Here is a 333-nt window from a genome sequence, read left to right as displayed (position 1 = left end):
CCGGCCGCCCCGGCCCCCGCCGCCGCTCCGGCCGGTGGCGCGACCGGCACGGACGTGGTCCTCCCGGCGCTCGGTGAGTCCGTCACCGAGGGCACCGTCACCCGCTGGCTGAAGCAGGTCGGCGAGGAGGTCGCGGAGGACGAGCCCCTGCTCGAGGTCTCCACCGACAAGGTCGACACCGAGATCCCGGCGCCCGTCGCCGGTGTCCTGCTGGAGATCGTGGTCGGCGAGGACGAGACCGCCGAGGTCGGCGCCAAGCTCGCCGTCATCGGCGCCCCGGGTGCCGCCCCGGCCGCCGCTCCGGCCCCGGCCGCCCCGGCCCCCGCCGCCGCT

General features: G+C 79.0%; 1 protein-coding gene. It reads left to right on the top strand.

What is annotated here, in order from left to right:
- The coding region (locus tag BIV23_RS45345) for a biotin/lipoyl-containing protein (RefSeq protein WP_342746423.1) at positions 1–333 on the top strand (333 nt) is incomplete at both ends.

Origin of the sequence: Streptomyces monashensis (genome assembly GCF_001866665.1) — a bacterium.
Lineage (GTDB): Bacteria > Actinomycetota > Actinomycetes > Streptomycetales > Streptomycetaceae > Streptomyces > Streptomyces monashensis.
The sequence above is the reverse complement of the archived record's forward strand: the minus strand, read 5'-3'. Positions and strand labels throughout refer to the sequence as shown.